Genomic DNA, 13970 nt, shown 5'->3' with positions numbered 1-13970 from the left:
GTTCCAGATCCATCCTGCCCGCTGAGCTTTTCGGCTCATCTGCCTTTGGTTGCCAGCTTTGCGCTCGTGCCTTGTTTTTATCATTCCCCCACCACTAATCTATTGCCATGACCATCACAGAGATCAAAGAGCAAAATGAACTGTTCCCGGTCTTCCTCAAGCTGGAGCACTTGTGCGTGCTGGTGGTAGGAGGGGGCAACGTGGCCCTGGAAAAACTAACGGCCCTGCTGCAGAACTCCCCCAGAACTACCATCAAAGTGGTGGCCATTGAGTTTAACAAAGCGGTGTTGCAGTTGGCTCAGGAACATCATGCCATTTCCCTGGTGCCCAAAGCCTTCAGCCCGGAAGACCTGGCCGGGGCCGATGTGGTGATTGTGGCCGTGAATGACCGCTCCGCCAGCCGCGAGATCAGCAATGAGGCCAAGCGCCAGGGCAGGCTGGTGAACGTGGCAGATACTCCGGAGCTCTGTGATTTCTACCTCAGCTCCGTGGTGCGCAAAGGCAACCTCAAAATAGCCATCTCCACCAACGGAAAATCGCCTACCATGGCCAAGCGCCTGAAGGAAACATTTAATGAAACGCTGCCCGAGGAACTGGACGAGGTGCTGGACAACATGCAGCAGATCCGGAACCGGCTCAAAGGTGATTTCAGCGCCAAAGTGACCCAACTCAACAACATCACCAAGGTCATGGCCAAGTCGGAAGGGGCGCCCAAAGAACCGGTGGCCGTGCCGTGGTGGAAGAAACTGTTTTTGGGTAGCCTGATTGCCGCTGTGTTTGTGTTGCTGGGTCTCTGGCTGAGTACGTATGCCCCGGTGCAGGCCGCCATGGGGCAGACCAGCGCCTTCGCCCATTCCATTGACCCGCTTTTCTACTGGATGATCTTAGCCGGTTTTGCCGCTCAGATGGTAGACGGCGCCTTGGGCATGGGGTACGGCGTAACCTGTACCACTATTCTTATGTCGTTGGGCGTGAACCTGCCGGCCATTAGCGGGAGCATCCATACCGCCGAGGTTTTCTCCAGCGGGGCTTCTGGGTACAGCCACTACAAGTACGGCAACGTGAACAAGAAACTGTTCAAGGTACTTTTGATTCCGGGGGTGATTGGCGCGGTGGTGGGAGCGTATCTGTTGTCTGTGGTAGGAGAGGAGTACGGCGACTACGTGCGGCCTTTCCTGGCATTTTATACGTTGATTTTAGGTGCCCGAATTATTTATGCCGCCTTCCGGAAGACGAAGCAGCGCAAGAAAATCAAAAAAGCCGGTTGGCTGGCCGGGGCCGGAGGTTTCCTGGATTCCTTTGGCGGCGGCGGTTGGGGACCTCTGGTGACCAGTACCCTCATCTCTAAAGGCCGTACCCCCCGGTTTGTGATTGGCTCGGTGAGCATCACGGAGTTTTTTGTGGCGCTGGCCAGTTCCGTCACTTTTTTTGCCATGCTGGGCATGAGCCACCTGCACATCATTCTGGGTCTGATCCTGGGCGGGCTCATCGCGGCTCCCATTGCGGCTCAGTTAGCAGGTAAACTACCCGTGAAGACCATGTTCATCGCGGTAGGCTCGCTGGTAATTATCTGGAGCCTCAGAATCTTGCTCAAGGCAGTTGGCGTGTTTTAAAACCGCTTCTTCATTAAGATTGCACGTATTTCGTCCCCCTTTGAAGGGGGTAGGGGGATGATTACTCGTGCAGAGGTACGCATTCCCGAGAATCGGCCTCCTATTCACTTATCTGAAGCTGGTGGTTCTTCTGCCGCCCTTGTCATCCCCCTACCCCCTTCAAAGGGGGACTATCTGATAACGTATCTCTTCGCTGGCAGATAAAGGGAAAGCAGTTGGTGCGTTTTTGAGCAGTTTTTCTGAAAATAGGCACAAAACAGACCGAATTTCCTTTAATTTGGAGCAAGCAGTTACTTCATCAAACGCTGCCGGTTCATCTTCCTCCTATGAAAACCTTCTCTTTTTCCAGACTTCCTCTGTTAGTTCTGGCCTTCGGCGTTAGCCTTCTTTCTCATATTTCCCAAGCGCAAACACTGAGTGTAGCTACGTTTAATGTGCGGGTAGACGTGAAAGCTGATTCGCTCAACCCCTGGAAAGACCGGTACCCGCAGGTGGCCAATCTCATCAAGTTTTATGACATGGACGTAGTGGGTACGCAGGAAGGCAAAGCCCACCAAATCCAACATTTGCAGCAGGAGCTTCCGGGGTATGCCTTTGCCGGTGTAGGGCGCGATGATGGGAAAGAAGCCGGGGAATATTCGGCTATTTTCTACCGGAAAGATAAGTTCCAACTGCTGAATTCGGGCACGTTCTGGCTGTCGCCCACGCCGGAGAAGCCCAGCAAAGGGTGGGACGCCGCTTTCCCGCGCATCTGCACGTGGGTGCAGCTCAAAGAGAAAGCCTCTGGGTTTGTGTTCTACGTGTACAACCTGCACTTTGACCACCGCGGCGTAGAAGCCCGCCGTGAAAGCTCCAAGCAGATTCTGGCCAGAATGCAGGCCGTGGCGCCCAATACCCCGGTGGTGCTCCTGGGCGATTTCAACATTGACCAGGACAACGAAAGCTACCAAATCCTGAACACCTCGGGCAAGCTGAAAGACGCGTTTGAGACGGCGCAGTTCAAGCTGGTGCCCAACGGTACGTTCAACGGCTTCAATGTACTGCGGCAAACCGACCGGCGCATTGACCACATCTTCTTGACTCCGCAGTTCCAGGTAAAGAAATACGGCATCCTGACCAACACCTACGGCCCCGGCAAATACCCATCAGACCACTTCCCGGTGATGGTGGAGTTAGCAGTGGCGCAGAAGGGGAAGAAGTAGGGTTTCTGTTTTGGGCCTGTTTTGGGAAAAACAGGCCCAAAACAGGTTGGCAGTTACTCAAAGACCTCGCAGCGTCTTTCATACCTGCGAGTGTCTGTGCCAACTGCTGTGGAATTATCAGGTAAGTTTTTAAACGTACCTGATAGTAGCCACAAGTTACGCTATTGCTAAACTTGCGGCAGAAGTTTATAAAGCTGGCTTACCAATTTTTACAATGGTAACGCTGGGTTTGGAGCCAATTGTTCATCTTCCACCTCAGCCAGCCATGCCACAAAATGTTTAGTGATCTTCTCGCCCTCAATGATGAACCCGTCATGCCCGAAGTTGGAGTCAATCTCCACGTAGGTGGCATTGGGCAGGTGCTGGGCCAGGAACTGCTGCTCCTGCACCGGGCACAGAATATCGCTGCTGATACCGATAATGAGCGCCTTCTGCCTGATTTTCTCCAGCACGGGTTCCAGTTGTCCGCCGCGGCCTCTGGATAGGTTATGGCTGTCTAAGGCTTTGGTCAGGAACCAGTAGCTGTAGGCATTGAAACGGGCCACCAGTTTATCACCTTGGTAATTCAGATAAGAGGAAACACGGTAGTTGTCCAGTTTCTCGGGGTCTGGATCGGTTTGTTTCTGGGCCAGTATCTGGTAGTTGCGGTAGGTGAGCGTGCCCAGGGCGCGGGCCGCTTTAAGGCCTTTGCTGCCGGCGGTGGGACTTGGTTCGCCCCAGGTGCCATCGGCCTCCAGTATGAGGCGTTGCGTGGTGTGAATGCCAATGCCCCAGGTGCTTTCGGCGGCGGAGGTAGCCAGCACGAAAAGGTTCTCTGCCACCTCAGGTTCGGCCACGGCCCATTCTAGAACCTGATAGCCGCCACAGCTGCCACCTGCCAGAATGTGGATTTTGTGTAGCCCCAGGTGTTCGCGCAGCAAAATGTGCGCTTTGACCATGTCTCTGATGGTGACCTGCGGAAACGAAGTGTAATACGGTTCTTGCGTGTCAGGATTCAGGCTCAAGGGGCCGGTGCTGCCGTAGCAGGAACCCAGAATGTTGGCGCAAACGATAAAGTGCCGTTCAGGATCTATGATCTTACTTTCGCCCGCTATACCGTCCCACCAGTCCAGCACGTTGGAATTAGCGGTAAGGGCATGGCAAATCCAGACCACATTGCTTTTATTTGCGTTGAGGGTACCAAAGGTGTGGTAAGCGATGGTGATTTCCGGAAGCGTTTGCCCGCCCTCTAAGGTAAAAGGCTGGTTGTATTGAAAATAATTCATGTAGTACCTTTAGCTTTTACAAAGAAAAGGCCTACAGGTGTAAAACCGTAATAATTATGATAAGAATTGAGATGAACCGCGTGGGCGGCGACTATGGTTTTGAGGCCCGTGACGCCAACGGACACATCATTACCACCGATACCAGCCCCGAGAGCGGCGGAACCAATTTTGGGGTACGCCCCATGCAGATGTTGCTGATGGCCCTGGGCGGTTGCAGCGGCATAGACGTGGTCATGATCCTGAAGAAGCAGCGGCAGGAACTTACCGGGTTCAAGATGGATATTTCTGGGGAGCGCGAGAAAGGCAAAGAACCCGCCCTCTGGACCAAAGTACACGTGGTGTTTGAGCTACAGGGCAATGTAGAACCGGCCAAAGCCGAACGCGCCTGCGAGCTCTCCATGGTGAAATACTGCTCAGTGGCCGAGACCCTGCGAAGGGCAGGCGCCGAGATCACCTGGGAAGTGCGAGTTACTGCGTAACGAGTTCTGAGTCTAGAGTCCTGAGTCCTGAGTTGGGGAAGAGTACCCACCCCTACTCCTCCCAGGAGGGGAATTCCGCAGATGCGTTTAGGGGCTGTTTTCCTGAAAAAAGGCTGAAACCATTCCACACGGCCCTGGCTTTATAGCGTTCTCGCATGCTGTCTTTATGATCGTTTGCTGATACTCCCCTCCCGGGAGGGGTAGGGGTGGGTTCAATCACGTTTGCCACCGCTTTTCCGCCAGTTCAAAAGATCTCGTAGCGTCCAGGGGACCTGCGAGCGTCTGTGCCGGTAACGGTTGCGGCCAATCGGCTTCCGCGAAAGCGGTACGTGATAAGAGCAAGTTCTGTTTTGGGCCTATTTTCACAAAAACAGGCCCAAAAGGTACTATCAGAAATGCGCAGACCATCAGGTGTAAACATCTCCTTCACCCCCTTCAAAGGGGGAGTATCTGCAATAGTTAAAAAGAAAAAAGTACTTATAATGTGAGTGTCAAATATCTTGCTACGTGCTACCTGATACGTGATACCCATTAGCACATGAACCCAATGGAATACCATCCGCTTACCAAAGCCATTAGAATACAGACCGAGCGTACCAATGAGATGGAGCACGCCACGCCCTTGTTCCTGACCAGCAGTTTCCAGTTTGAGAACGCTGAGGACATGCGCGCCGCCTTCGCCGATGAAACCGACGACAACATCTACAGCCGCTTCAGCAACCCCAGCGTACAGGAGTTCACCGATAAGATGTGCGCCTTGGAAGGGGCCGAGGCCGGGTACGCCACCGCCTCGGGCATGAGTGCCATTTTCGCCTCGTTTATGGCGCTTTTAAAGCAAGGCGACCATTTGCTGGTCTGCAACTCCATTTTTGGCAGCACGCATACCATCATCACCAAATATTTGCCCAAGTACGGCATTGAGTACACGTATGTGAGCGCAGACAAGCTTCAGGACTGGGAGGCCGCCATCAGGCCCAACACCAAAATGCTGTACCTGGAAACCCCCACCAACCCCGGGCTAGATATCATTGACCTGGAATTTGCCGGGCAGCTCACCAAGAAGCATAACCTCATCTTCAACGTAGACAACTGCTTCGCCACGCCCGTGAACCAACGCCCCATTGAGTTTGGCGCTGATCTGGTGGTGCACTCGGCCACTAAGTGGATTGACGGGCAGGGGCGCGTGTTGGGCGGCGTCATTGTGGGCAAGAAAGAACTGGTGAAGGAGATATTCCTTTTCTGCCGAAGCTCGGGCCCAGCCTTGTCACCGTTCAACGCGTGGGTGCTGAGCAAAAGCCTGGAGACGCTGGACGTGCGCATGGAGCGCCACGCGGCCAATGCCCTTTCGGTGGCCACTAAACTGCAGGGGCATGAGAAGCTGTCCTGGGTCAAATACCCGTTCCTGCCCACGCACCCCAACTATGAGATTGCCAAAAAACAGATGCAGAACGGCGGCGGGCTTTTCTGCTTTGAGCTGAAAGGCGGCCTGGAGAGCGGGCGCAAATTCCTGGACAGCCTGCAACTCATGTCGCTCACCGCTAACTTAGGCGATACCCGCAGCATTGCCTCGCACCCCGCCAGCACCACCCACGCCAAACTCACCGAAGACGAGCGCCAGGCCGTAGGCATCACGCCGGGTCTCATCAGAATCTCCGTAGGCTTGGAGTACGCCGATGATATTCTGAACGATATTCTACAGGCGCTGGAGAAGTGCTAGTTGCCCTTGTGCCTTTCATCTCCTTTGAAAGGGACGGTTACAAATTAACATTGTTGCCAGCATACAACCGCGCCGCGTTTAGAGCCTGTTTTTTGAAAAACAGGCTCTAAACGCGGCGCGGTTGTATGAGCAGGCTATAAGCTTATTTCACATTCAAATTTCCCTCAATGGAATCATCCAGGGTAACTCCCACAGCTGCACCCACGGCTTGTTTCATAAACGCGATGGCGTTGCCGTGTTTGTTGTCCCAGTAATAACCGCCGGTGGGTACTACCTGTAACACGGTAATGCGCGGGTCATCTTCGCCTTGGGTGAACCAGGTTTTGAGCATGGGGTTCCAGAGTTCCTTGATCTTGGCTTTGTCTTTACTGATCTGCGCGGTGCCGTGTACGGTCAGAAAGTCTGAGTACTTGGAGCCCTGGAAAAACAGCTGCACAAACGGGTCTTGCCGCAGCTCCTCCACTTTGTGTGAGTCATCTGAAGTGAGGAACCAGAAATGACCGGCGTCATCTGCCTTGAGCACCGCCATGGGTCTGGAGGTGATGGGTTGCCCGCTGGTGATATGGGTGCAGAAAAAGCAGCTTTCGGCGTTCTGGGCCAGTTCCTTCATTTTCTGGGCGGCCTCCTGCCCTGCAGGTCCTGGTGGTTTTTCTCGGGTTGGTTTTGGTTGATGCTATCCATGGGTACGTGGTGTCTAGGTGAAACTAGATGTACTGATTTTGGAGAGCTTCGGTTTTTACCAGGCGGTCAACCCATACAATCAGCGTTGCCATTAGCGGCTATTTTATAGAAAACAACCGCTAATGGCAACGCTGGAATCAAACTAGAAGCGGTTGAGTAAAGTCCCTTTGCCTTTAGTGACTCCTGGAAACATCAATCAAGGCAGCTTTCAACCCATTTCTAATTCATAATAGTTGATTTAATTAACGCGCTAATCTTTCCTAGAAAACAAGTAGTCAATCTCCTTTGAACTCAGGGACCTGTTATATATCCTGAGGTTGTCTAGAACTCCGTTAAAGAAATCTTCTTGACGTTCTAGCTCAGGGTTACCGGCATTTATTATCCTATACCCTATTGTGCCGCCGGTTTCTAGGGAAAGGGGTACCTGGGTAGAGGCGATAGATTTGATTTTGACACCATTGGCATACAAGAAGGTTTCTTCATCGCTTTGGCCCATTACCAGATGTACCCATGTACCAGGGGCAGGTGCGCTGATCAGCTGGCTCAAGGGTTTAATCCCGAAACCTTCGCTCATGGGCACATAAAGTCTATTGGCAGACAGCATACCTGCTTCCGTGGCGTTTACATCCATGTTGATGCCTCCCTGGCCAAAGAGAGAAAGCAGGCAAAAGGTCTTGTTTAGTACAAGGGTTGGTTTTGCCCAAAGGGAGATGGTGAAGTGGGTTAACTTGGAGGCTTTTACTAACCCAGGTACATCTAAACCAGCAGTCTGACCATTCAAACTAATGGCCTTGTTTTCCTTTAGGGAATAGTCTTGGGTAAAGGTGGTGTTATGTGCTGTGAGATGGTAGTTGTTCCCGCTTTCATCATGGGTAGAAGCATTGAAGGGATAATAGGCGACAAGCCCACTTTCTAGGTCACTTGGATTAACTTCCTCCTGGTCACACGCACAAAGACAGAGGAAGAGAAGGCACCACCAGGCTGAAGTTCGCATAAGGTTTTCTTTACCGGTTTCTACTAAAGGTTAAAAACTATTCTGAATACTGTTATACAGACCTTTGGTACTCCAGTAGCCGCTGGCAATAATGCGCCTGATGGTGAACAATGGGTCTTGCGGGTCGCGTTTGGTGGCTAAGATATAGGCGGCTTTAAACCCACGTTTCTGTAGTTCCGGAATAGCCTCGGGCCGCCAAAGCCCGAAGGGGTACGCAAAGTATTCCACCGGTTTGCCGGTGATGGCCTCCAGCTGTTTGGTGGGTTTCTCAATCTGGGTGACCCAGTCTTTGGCCTCGTACTTCTTTACGTTGTGGTGGTCATAGGTGTGGGAGCCAATCACGTGGCCTTTGTCAGAGAGTTCCTTGATCTGGGCTTTGGTCATGTAGTTGGGCCTGCCAATGGAAACGGTCATGATGAAGAACACGCCTTTGAAGCCATATTTGTCCAGTTCGGGTTTGGCCACGGTGTACTGGTCCAGTTTGGTGTCATCAAAGGTGAGCATGATGGGGTTGGGGGGCAGGGGCGTGCCTTTGGTGAGGTAGTCCTGGAGCTGGTGGGGCAGGATGGTGTGGTAGCCGCTGTCGGCGAGCATCTTCATCTGCGCCCTGAACTCCTGGGGTTTGACAATATAGTCTTTGCCTACTTTTCCGTCTCTGGGCGTCCATTCCCTAATTTGATGATAGCACAGAATAGGAACCTGTTGGCGGGCCAGAATAGTGGCTGCGCTAGCCGGTGCCGTGTCTGCTGGTGGGGTAGCCAACACGGCCGGAGCATCCAAATCCTGGGTTGTATCTGTTGGTGGGGTTTGTTCCTGGGGGCGCGACTGGGGAGTAGAAGTGATTTCCGCCTTCGGTTCGGCCGGTGAGCAGGCAAACAAATTGAAGCTAAGGGCTGCCAGAAGAAAGTATCTGGCGCTTACTGGGGTGAAAAGCATGTGTCTCAAAAATGAATCTACTGGAGTGATAGGGCAAGAGTTTGGCTGGTTCCGGTTTCCCTGTTCTTCTTGGTGTAATCTACTCAATAGCGCATTTACCCCAAAGGCGTTTAGGGGCTGTTTTTAGAAAAAGAGCCCCTAAACGCTTTCTGGCGCAGATAGGTAGCCTTAGGGTAACAAAAAAGGGTCCTGCTCGTGCAGGACCCTTTCGGAGGACTGATGTATATTAAAACTTACGCAAGTTTCACATTTACAGCGTTCAAACCTTTGCGGCCTTCTTTCAGCTCAAAAGTTACTTCGTCATTTTCTCTGATTTCGTCCACAAGGTTAGACACGTGTACGAAATACTCTTCGTTTGATTCTGCGTCTTTAATGAAACCAAATCCTTTGGAATCGTTAAAGAATTTTACTTTACCGTTTTTCATTAATAGTGATGATAAATACTAAACAAATGTAGAGATTAAAATCAATACTCTGGCCTTTTATACAAAGTATTTTACGTTTCCGGAGAAATGATGGTTTTAATTCTCTGTAAATGAATCAGAAGCAAGGTTGATAAGTGCGGGTGAAATTGGAATATTCCTAAGAGTAAATAGCCAAAGGCAGGAAGCCCCGCAGGTGTACTACGGCTCTATTTGGTTGGTGAATCTATCATATTGCCATTGCCTGCTGCTATTTCTAAATCTGTAGCAGTACCTTAGGAGAATAAAGGAATTCCTCTGGGAGGAATACGCATAAAGGAGTAGTAAACAAAAAAGGAATGGCCACCGAAGAACAGAAAAAGATAAAAGTAGGGCTTATTGGGTTTGGCATGGCCGGGCAGATTTTCCATGCACCTTTCATCCACGTGGTGGAGGGGCTGGAACTGGTCTGCATCAGGGAAACCAAGGAAGAAAAGATTCGGCTCGCCCGCAGCCGGTACCCAGAGGCCAGAATCACCAGCCAAGCAGATGAGCTCATCCATGACCCTGCTATTGACCTGGTGGTAGTGGCTACGCCCAACACCTCACACTTTCCGCTGGCCAAGCAGGCCCTGCTGGCCGGAAAGCACGTGGTAGTGGAAAAGCCCTTTACCGCCACCACCGCTGAGGCCGATGAACTGATCCAATTGGCCCAACAGCAACAGAAACTGCTTACTGTCTACCAGAATCGCCGTTTGGACAGTGATTTTAAAACGGTACGGAAGGTAATCCAAAGTGGGGTGCTCGGGAATCTAGTGGAGTACAAAGCCCATTTTGACCGGTTCAGGCCTCTGCTGAAGGGCAATACCTGGAAAGAGCAGGAGGGACCGGGCGCCGGGATTGTCTATGATCTGGGTTCGCACCTCATTGACCAGGCGCTCGTCTTGTTCGGGCTTCCGAAGGAAATCTCCGCAGAGGTCTGCATCCAGCGGCCCGCCAGCCCCGTGGCCGATAAATTTGAGGCGACACTGTACTATGAGCGCCTGCAAGTGAACCTGTCGGCGGGGTTACTGGTGCGGGAATTGAGCCCCCGCTACACCCTGCACGGTGACCGTGGTTCCTTTCTGAAATACGGACTGGATGTGCAGGAGAAAGCCTTGAATGAGGGAGCGCTTCCGCATCTCACGTCCAACTGGGGCGTGGAGCCCGAGACCATTTGGGGGCACCTGAACACAGAGCATCAGGGATTGCACTTTATGGGGAAGGTAGAAAGTGAAACCGGGCATTACCGCGGTTTCTATGACAACGTGTACGCCGCCATCACCGGACAAGCAGACCTGGAAGTGAAACCAGAACAAGCCCGGGATGTGATCAAAGTGATTGAGTTGATCATGCAGAGCAGCCAGGAGAAACGAAGAGTCAGACTCAGTTAAGGTGCGTTTAGGGCCAGTTTTTGAAAAAAAAGCCCCTAAACGCACCGTTGCAGTTTCATAGTTGTACAACAAAAAGGCCTTGCTGCAGAAACAGCAAGGCCTTTTATTATAGCGGAGAATGTTGCTCCTTAGTTGTTCCCGTAGCGCTTGCGCTCGTTCTCATCTAAGTAGATTTTCCGCATTCTGATGCTCTTAGGAGTAATCTCCAGCAATTCATCTTTCTGGATGTATTCCATGGCCTCTTCCAGAGAGAACTGTTTCTTAGGAACAATCTTCACGTTGTTGTCAGAACCGGAAGCACGCATGTTGGTCAGCTGCTTTCCTTTCTGGATGTTCACAGTAAGGTCATTCTGACGAGAGTGCTCGCCAATCACCATACCCATGTACACATCTTCGCCCGGCTCCACAAAGAACACGCCTCTGTCTTGCAGTTTGTCAATGGAATAAGCAGTGCCTGGACCCGTCTCCATCGCGATCAAAGAACCGTTGATACGACCCGGTATAGCGCCTTTGAAAGGCTCATAGGCCACAAAGCGGTGGTTCATAATGGCTTCACCGGCAGTAGCGGTCAATACGTTGTTACGCAGACCAATCAAACCGCGTGACGGAATGTTGAACTCTAAGTGCTGTAAGTCGCCTTTCGGCTCCATGATCAACAGGTCACCTTTACGCTGGGTTACCAGTTCAATCACTTTACCCGCAGATTCCTCAGGAACGTCTACTACTAAGTGCTCCATCGGCTCCATTTTCTGGCCGTTCTCTTCTTTGAAGATTACCTGCGGCTGACCTACCTGCAACTCATAGCCTTCGCGGCGCATGGTTTCAATCAGGACAGACAAGTGAAGAATACCGCGTCCGTACACTAGGAAGGTGTCTTCTTTGTCGGTTTCGTCTACGCGCAGGGCCAGGTTTTTCTCCATCTCTTTGTACAGACGGTCACGCAGGTGACGAGACGTTACAAACTTGCCCTCTTTCCCGAAGAAAGGAGAGTTGTTGATGGTGAACAACATGTTCATGGTAGGCTCATCAATGGCGATGCGCGCCAACGGCTCTGGGTTCTCGAAGTCAGCGAGGGTATCGCCAATCTCAAAACCTTCAATACCAGTTACCGCACAAATTTCGCCAGCCGATACGGACTCCACTTTCACGCGGCCCAGGCCTTCAAATACCTGAAGTTCTTTGATTTTTACTTTCTTGATAGAACCGTCGCGTTTGCAAAGGCTCATGTTGGCACCTTCCACTAAAGTACCACGCTTCACACGTCCAATGGCGATACGGCCCACGAAAGAAGAGTAGTCCAGAGAAGTGATCTGCATCTGCGGTGTTCCTTCTTCTGAAGGGGCCGGAGGAATCACCTCAATGATCGCATCCAGAAGAGGCGTGATGTTATCGGTTGGTTTCTGCCAGTCGGTGCTCATCCAGCCGTTTTTGCTGGAACCGTAGATAGTCACGAAGTCTAATTGGTCTTCGGTGGCGTCCAGGTTGAACATCAGGTCGAATACCATTTCGTGTACTTCGTCCGGACGGCAGTTTTCCTTGTCTACTTTGTTTACTACCACAATAGGCTTAAGACCTAACGAGATAGCTTTGCCCAACACGAAACGAGTCTGGGGCATAGGGCCTTCAAAGGCGTCTACCAACAAAAGAACGCCGTCGGCCATTTTCAAAACGCGCTCTACCTCACCTCCAAAGTCGGCGTGACCAGGCGTGTCAATGATGTTGATTTTCACATCTTTGTAACGAACCGATACGTTTTTGGAAACGATGGTGATGCCGCGTTCCCGCTCCAGGTCATTATTGTCCAGGATCAGGTCGTCGAACTGTTGGTGTGCGTCAAAAATTTTTGAGGCGTGGATGATCTTGTCTACCAGCGTGGTTTTACCGTGGTCCACGTGGGCAATAATCGCGATGTTGCGGATACTTTGCATTAAGAGGATTTTTACAGGCCGCAAAGGTAAGGTTTTTCTCAGGTTATTTTATGTTTTTTCATAAAAATGCCTTTTGCCCAACCAGTTACGGTTATTTTCTTAGATGAGTAAACAGAAAGCGCATTTACTAAGTTCCGGAACTGACCAGGCAAGAAAGGCCATAGGTTTTGCCAAATGCCCGCACCATGGTCAGAAGAGCGGTTTTATCATCTTTAGGTGATGCATCTGGCTGCTAGGATTGGGTGCCGGAGAGGGCAGTCTTATTTGTGTCATATGTGGTAAAATAATACCAAAACTCTGTAAGGCTTTTTGCGTAATGAGCGGTTCACGACGTATCTTTACCTAAAAGAAATAGGTCTGCGAAGAAGAAGCGTTGGGAGGCTGGCATAAGTGATTCTGCCGCCTGGTGTATCTCTTTCTTTATCTTATTCATACTCTTATGCCTATAACCTCTGAGAAAACTGGATATTTGCCTTCGCTGCACCATATTAACCAAGAAAGAATCAATTGGCTGCAGCGGGAGTTACGGCCCCACCGCGAGGCACTGATGCAGCACCCGCTCTATGAATCTATCTATGACCTGGCCGATCTTCGGGTTTTCATGGAGCACCATATTTTTGCCGTTTGGGATTTCATGAGCCTGCTCAAGAGCCTGCAACGCCACCTTACCTGCGTAGATGTGCCCTGGACTCCGCACGGCAATCCCTCCAGCCGCCGCCTTATCAATGAGATTGTGCTGGAAGAAGAAACAGACGTAGACCCGGAGGGCAACCCCATCAGCCATTTTGAGCTCTATGTGCGGGCTATGGAAGAGTGTGGGGCAGATACCCGTCTCATCCATGAATTTATGGCCGGGCTTCACCAGGGCAAAGCGGTATTCACCCAGCTGGAAAACCTGCCGGTACCCGGGCACACCAAAGACTTTGTGAAGCATACCTTCCAGATTATCCAGAGCGGGCAGGCGCACCGCATTGCCGCCGCCTTCACCTTTGGGCGCGAAGACGTGATCCCAGACATGTTCCGTTGCCTCATTGGCGACATGAACCGCCGCTACCCCGGCACCCTGGACACGTTCCAATTCTACATGGACCGCCACATTCAGTTAGATGATGAGGTGCACTCACCGCTGGCCATGCAAATGGTGTCTGAACTGTGCGGCGATGACCAGCTTAAATGGGCAGAGTGCCTGGAGGAAGCCATTGCTTGCCAGCGCATGCGCCTGCACCTCTGGGACGGCATTTTGGCCCGTATTCAGCGGTATTAAGCGGCTAAATCCTTTGGGAAAGGGTTAACGTACTGTACAGACACAGACCTTAACACA

12 protein-coding genes are annotated in these 13970 nt (G+C 51.6%); 6 read left to right on the top strand and 6 right to left on the bottom strand.

Going from position 1 to position 13970, the window contains the following annotated elements:
* Positions 1–107 precede the first annotated feature (107 nt).
* Both EFA69_RS20665 and EFA69_RS09845 read left to right on the top strand, forming a co-directional pair.
* Positions 108–1613 carry a TSUP family transporter gene (locus EFA69_RS20665; protein ID WP_123132912.1) on the top strand — a complete coding sequence of 502 codons (1506 nt, stop codon included), beginning with the start codon at positions 108–110 and terminating at the stop codon, positions 1611–1613.
* Positions 1614–1939: 326 nt separating this feature from the next.
* Entirely contained in the window at positions 1940–2815 is an 876-nt protein-coding gene (locus EFA69_RS09845; protein ID WP_123132911.1) for an endonuclease/exonuclease/phosphatase family protein, read from the top strand.
* A gap of 209 nt (positions 2816–3024) precedes the next feature.
* On the opposite strand, the gene metX is transcribed toward EFA69_RS09845, so the two are convergent.
* Positions 3025–4080: a homoserine O-acetyltransferase MetX gene (metX, locus tag EFA69_RS09840; RefSeq protein ID WP_123132910.1), complete on the bottom strand. Its 1056-nt coding sequence runs from the start codon at positions 4078–4080 to the stop codon at positions 3025–3027.
* A gap of 56 nt (positions 4081–4136) precedes the next feature.
* Between metX and EFA69_RS09835 the strand changes: the two genes are divergently transcribed.
* The gene (locus EFA69_RS09835; RefSeq protein ID WP_123132909.1) at positions 4137–4559 is read left to right on the top strand and encodes an OsmC family protein; all 423 of its coding nucleotides are present in this window, start codon (positions 4137–4139) and stop codon (positions 4557–4559) included.
* Between the two features lie 538 nt (positions 4560–5097).
* Complete coding sequence (locus EFA69_RS09830; protein ID WP_183906737.1) at positions 5098–6276, top strand: trans-sulfuration enzyme family protein; 1179 nt, start codon at positions 5098–5100, stop codon at positions 6274–6276.
* A 142-nt stretch (positions 6277–6418) separates the two neighbouring features.
* On the opposite strand, the gene EFA69_RS09825 is transcribed toward EFA69_RS09830, so the two are convergent.
* The 4 genes from EFA69_RS09825 to EFA69_RS09810 all read right to left on the bottom strand — a co-directional run bounded on the left by EFA69_RS09825 (position 6419) and on the right by EFA69_RS09810 (position 9312).
* Entirely contained in the window at positions 6419–6886 is a 468-nt protein-coding gene (locus EFA69_RS09825) for a pyridoxamine 5'-phosphate oxidase family protein (protein ID WP_245964535.1), read from the bottom strand.
* A gap of 321 nt (positions 6887–7207) precedes the next feature.
* Positions 7208–7951: a LamG domain-containing protein gene (locus EFA69_RS09820; RefSeq protein WP_123132907.1), complete on the bottom strand. Its 744-nt coding sequence runs from the start codon at positions 7949–7951 to the stop codon at positions 7208–7210.
* Between the two features lie 30 nt (positions 7952–7981).
* Positions 7982–8887, bottom strand: coding sequence for a polysaccharide deacetylase family protein (locus tag EFA69_RS09815; protein ID WP_123132906.1), 906 nt, complete (start codon positions 8885–8887; stop codon positions 7982–7984).
* Between the two features lie 233 nt (positions 8888–9120).
* Positions 9121–9312, bottom strand: coding sequence for a cold-shock protein (locus EFA69_RS09810; protein ID WP_123132905.1), 192 nt, complete (start codon positions 9310–9312; stop codon positions 9121–9123).
* 335 nt (positions 9313–9647) lie between these two features.
* On the opposite strand from EFA69_RS09810, the gene EFA69_RS09805 reads away from it, so the two are divergent.
* A complete protein-coding gene (locus EFA69_RS09805; protein WP_123132904.1) occupies positions 9648–10721 on the top strand; it encodes an oxidoreductase in 1074 nt (357 codons plus the stop codon).
* A gap of 128 nt (positions 10722–10849) precedes the next feature.
* On the opposite strand, the gene typA is transcribed toward EFA69_RS09805, so the two are convergent.
* Positions 10850–12649: a translational GTPase TypA gene (gene typA, locus EFA69_RS09800; RefSeq protein ID WP_123132903.1), complete on the bottom strand. Its 1800-nt coding sequence runs from the start codon at positions 12647–12649 to the stop codon at positions 10850–10852.
* Positions 12650–13088: 439 nt separating this feature from the next.
* On the opposite strand from typA, the gene EFA69_RS09795 reads away from it, so the two are divergent.
* Positions 13089–13913, top strand: coding sequence for a DUF3050 domain-containing protein (locus tag EFA69_RS09795; RefSeq protein WP_123132902.1), 825 nt, complete (start codon positions 13089–13091; stop codon positions 13911–13913).
* Positions 13914–13970 lie beyond the last annotated feature (57 nt).

It is taken from the genome of Rufibacter immobilis (assembly GCF_003721565.1).
Classification (GTDB): domain Bacteria; phylum Bacteroidota; class Bacteroidia; order Cytophagales; family Hymenobacteraceae; genus Nibribacter; species Nibribacter immobilis.
This window is presented reverse-complemented; position numbering and strand designations above follow the sequence as displayed.